3 protein-coding genes and 2 pseudogenes are annotated in these 4,328 nt (G+C 47.2%); 2 read left to right on the top strand and 3 right to left on the bottom strand.

The genetic code is table 11. The features are described from left to right. Positions 1-317 (bottom strand): annotated as a pseudogene (locus tag ABD76_RS03640) (IS110 family transposase); the annotation flags it as partial. Positions 318-649: 332 nt separating this feature from the next. On the opposite strand from ABD76_RS03640, the gene ABD76_RS03635 reads away from it, so the two are divergent. Then, a complete protein-coding gene (locus tag ABD76_RS03635) occupies positions 650-1,030 on the top strand; it encodes a hypothetical protein (protein ID WP_197254361.1) in 381 nt (126 codons plus the stop codon). Between the two features lie 138 nt (positions 1,031-1,168). Continuing rightward, positions 1,169-2,710, top strand: coding sequence for a flavocytochrome c (locus ABD76_RS03630; protein WP_197254363.1), 1,542 nt, complete (start codon positions 1,169-1,171; stop codon positions 2,708-2,710). 466 nt (positions 2,711-3,176) lie between these two features. Here the strand turns inward: ABD76_RS03630 and ABD76_RS03625 are convergent, their stop codons facing one another. Both ABD76_RS03625 and ABD76_RS03620 read right to left on the bottom strand, forming a co-directional pair. Next, positions 3,177-3,851, bottom strand: a complete 675-nt coding sequence (locus tag ABD76_RS03625) for a site-specific integrase (protein ID WP_197254359.1) — start codon at positions 3,849-3,851, stop codon at positions 3,177-3,179. Positions 3,852-4,164: 313 nt separating this feature from the next. Then, positions 4,165-4,328, bottom strand: a pseudogene (locus ABD76_RS03620) (transposase); the annotation flags it as partial.

The raw sequence follows: 4,328 nt of genomic DNA, 5'->3' as shown, positions 1-4,328 counted from the left end.
TGCAAAAAGTATTGCTTCTCGCGAGTGAGGTTGTGTACGAGATGGAACCGCATGCGAGTGAGCCGCTGCAAGGCGATGTACTGTTCCTGCATCACGATAGTCGTCGTGAGTCTGCCAAAACGCAGCCGGTCTGCAATGATCCAGGCATCGATGCGGTCGGTTTTGTCCAGGTCGGCATAAGCGTCTTTGAACTTGTTAATCAGCTTTGGATTGATGGTGAACACCTTGGCATTCAATTGTTGAAGGGCTTCATCCTCATGCAAATACATGGCCGGATGCCAACTGTAGACGGATGTTGCTTCGAGGACGGCATCGAACAACTAAAAAGAGGAAACCTTGCTGACGGGGCGCTGCAGATGTTTGGCGCGGGATTCAATTTCGCCAGCTTCGCGGCCAAGGCCGCTTCATCCAAAAATATAAATCCCCATGAGATGCTTCATACACGCTTCAAATGGATAAAGGACGAATTGGAATCATAAATACCGGATTGCCCGGCCGTATAAGCCTGTCGGTCGGGGCCCCGGACTGGTCCGGGCTTTATGGCTTCCTATGTATCAAGCGGGGCATACTTCTTACCCTATACAAAATTTTGTATAGTTCAAGATGGTACGATACCCTTATAACGAAAACTTTAGGGGTGGACGCATCAATGAAGTGGGTACGGAGAGCTTTTGCTTTGGCGATGGTTGCGGGCGGCATCTTGATGGGTTGCTATGCCGGCACGGAACTCGCAGCGGTAACCGGTTCCTTTCAGTGGGAGCTTGCTGTGGCATGGTGGTTTATCGGCTTGCTGGCCGGCGCCTTGCTCCTTACTCTTGACATCGTGTTAAGCCATTTGCAGCCGGTAGAAAGCCCGAGTACCGAAAAAGCTAAACGTTCCATGGAGAAAATCATAATAATCCTGAAAGACTTGCTTAACATAAATAAAGACAAGGTTATCATGGAGAACAAGAAGGTATACCCTGTACACTTTGGAACGAAGAGGAGGGGCTTCACCAAGCGTGAATCTCCGAAATCAAAGACGATGTAAATCAACAAAAGCCTCGGGAGAGAGACCCGGGGCTTTTTGCTTTCGCGAAGCATATTACAAGCGGAATTTGAAATCCTATATGTGATTAACCGCAAGACTCTTTCATTCAGCAAAAGCTTTAACATTGGAGGTTACATGATGCCAAAAAATACAAAAATAGCCCTGATTCTCGTCCTCTCCATCCTGCTCGTTGTGACAGGGTGCGGAAGAAGCACGAAACCGGATACGAATGCGGGCAAGGGCAACGCGGCACAAGAAGAAAAGGATAAAGGAAAAAAAGACGCTACGTCGGGTGCGTCCATGGCGAAGTATACTCCAATTGAGGAGTTAAAAGACAGCTACGATATCGTGATCGTCGGCGCGGGCGGCGCAGGCATGAGTGCCGCGCTTGAAGCCAAGGCAGCGGGCATGAATCCGGTCATTCTCGAGAAAATGCCGGTTGCAGGCGGCAATACAAGCAAAGCGTCTTCGGGCATGAACGCCTCCGAAACAAAATTCCAAAAGGAGCAGGGCATTTCGGATAGTAATGATTTATTTTATGAAGAAACATTAAAAGGCGGACATAACACCAACAATAAGGACATGCTTCGCTTTTTCGTCGACCATTCAGCCGATGCTATCGAGTGGCTCGATTCCCTCGGCATTACATTGAATAATATCACGATCACGGGCGGCATGAGCGAGAAACGCACTCATCGTCCCCAAGACGGATCGGCTGTGGGCCAGTATCTCGTGACCGGCTTGCTGAAAAATGTACAAGAACAGGGCATTCCGATTTTTGTCAATGCCAATGTCAAAGAAATTACGAAACAAGACGGAAAAGCAAATGGGGTGAAAGTACTCTTCACTCAACATGGCGAAAAAACGATCGCGGCGAAATCCGTCGTGATTACGGCAGGCGGATATGGCGCTAACATGGACATCATCGCCGAGGTTCGGCCGGATCTGGAAGGTTATGTGACGACGAATCAGGAAGGAAGCACTGGCGACGGCATTGCAATGATCGAAAAAATGGGAGGCACCACGGTCGATATGGATCAGATTCAGGTTCATCCGACGGTGCAGCAGGAAAACTCCTACCTCATCGGAGAAGCGGTGCGCGGAGAAGGCGCCATTCTCATCACCAGCAAAGGCGAACGGTTCATCAACGAAATGGCTGCTCGCGACAGCGTAACAGCGGCGATCAATAAGCTGCCGGAGAAAAACGCTTTCCTTGTGTTCGATTCCGGCGTCAGATCGCGCGCCACAGCGGTGGAACAATATGAGAAAATGGGCTTCGTGAAAACAAAGGACACGATCGAGGCGCTGGCTGATGAGATTGGCGTACCTGCGGATCAATTACAAAAGACGCTCGATACCTGGAACCGTGCGGTAAAAAATAAGAAAGACGCCGAGTTCGGCAGAAAGACGGGAATGGATCACGACCTGTCCGCTGCGCCGTACTATGCGATCAGAATCGGACCAGGAATTCACTACACCATGGGCGGCGTGAAAATCAATACGAACACGGAAGTGTTGGACAAAAAAGGAACACCGATCCCGGGTCTTTTCGCTGCGGGTGAAGTGACCGGAGGTTTACACGGCGAGAACCGAATCGGCGGCAATTCCGTCGCCGAAATCATCATATTCGGCCGCCAAGCCGGCATAAAATCGTCTGAATACGCCAAAACGGCAAAATAAGCGACAGATCCAGCAAACCTTGTGCAGGATGCGAACAGCGAATCGGAAAAAGACCTCAACTCCCCCTTGCATCACCTTTGGGTGGAAGTTGAGGTCTTTTTATTTCGGGGTTGTTGTTACAAATCCATCCTTTATTTTGTGAGGCGGCATACAGTCCGAAGAACTTTACGATACCTGGGGCTTCTTTTTTAATTTAAATTGCGAGAATGGACTGTCAACAAAGTATCGTGATAATAAGGCAGTCTTAAGAAGAGTTGAAAGGCGATAAAGATTTAATGCCAAAATAAATTGGGCGCCCCTTGCGGGACGCCCTCATGGGAGAGGAGTATCCTACGTATTTGTGTAATCTGTTCTAGTAGAGTTATGTAGTGTGAATTAGTCGTTTTATGAATACTGTTATTGTTGAATTTGGACGTTTTGTGGTCTTTATTGAACATTTCGTCCCCACTCGGTCCCCAAAAGATATTTAGGTTTGTTTTTTAATCATATCATCAAATACGCTAGATGCAGCCCTATCAACAGACTCGAAAATATGACCATAAATCTCCATCATCTTTGTGTTAGAATGACCGACTCGCCGTGCAATAGCCTCAAGATGAACTTTTTTGAAGATCATCCACGAAACTGAAGTATGTCTTAGCTCATGAAGTCGAATAGGTTTTAATTTATGTCTGCGGTGGAAAGAAATCCAACGTTTTGTGAGTCGTTGGGGATATGATGGTAGACCATTATGTCTGTAGAATATGAATTCGAAGTCACCACCTTGCCATTTATTTCCCGATGCGTTACGGTCCAGTTCCCATTTTTGTTTGTATAGCCTTAGCTCCTCAACCATTGCCGGTGATATGGCAATCTTTCGTTTTGATTTTTTGTTCTTCGGTCCTTTGAGAATAGGCTGTCCATTTTTGAATTTTGGAAGGGTTTGAATAATATTAATTGTTCCGTTATCGAGATCGATATTTTTCCACTCCAACCCCGCCATTTCTCCTCTGCGCATACCTGTTGTTATTGCGAGCATAATAAGCACTCTAATGTGAATTGGTTCATCTTCCAGTGCTTTAAAAAGAGCTGCAATTTCTTTTTCGTCATAGTACTTTCTTTCTTCAATATCATCCTCTTTTGGCTTTTTGATGCCCTTCATTGGATTATCGTCTTCTTCTAAAACATTCCATTCAACTGCTTTTCCAAAAATACTCCGCAGAACTCTGTAGTTATAAACGATTGTTGCCGAGCCGAGGGGTTCGGATTTTCCGTCGAGTCGGGCTTCTGGGCTTCTTAGATAGACATTTAGAAGTCCGGTGAATTAGTGCAGTTGTAGCCGTCTGATGGACATGCAAAACGAGTAAAACAACTCAGCCAGCGCTGAAATGAGTAGGCGTGACAACGCCTCTGTCATCACGGATTTCGTTTTTTGGCATGCCGACATACCAGTTCGAGATCGCTTTTTCCCAAACCGGGTCAGCCGCCGGGCGACCGGTGCGTTCCGTATATAGCGGCGCTACCCAATCATAGACGATGGATAAATCAAGCGCCTCGTTGATTTGACGCAGGATGTGCTTTTTCGGCACGAGTTCATCCATATCCACGAATTGAAACATCTGAGGCTGGACAGCCGATG

Origin of the sequence: Paenibacillus dendritiformis, assembly GCF_015845845.1 — a bacterium.
GTDB lineage: Bacteria > Bacillota > Bacilli > Paenibacillales > Paenibacillaceae > Paenibacillus_B > Paenibacillus_B dendritiformis_C.
The sequence above is the reverse complement of the archived record's forward strand: the minus strand, read 5'-3'. Positions and strand labels throughout refer to the sequence as shown.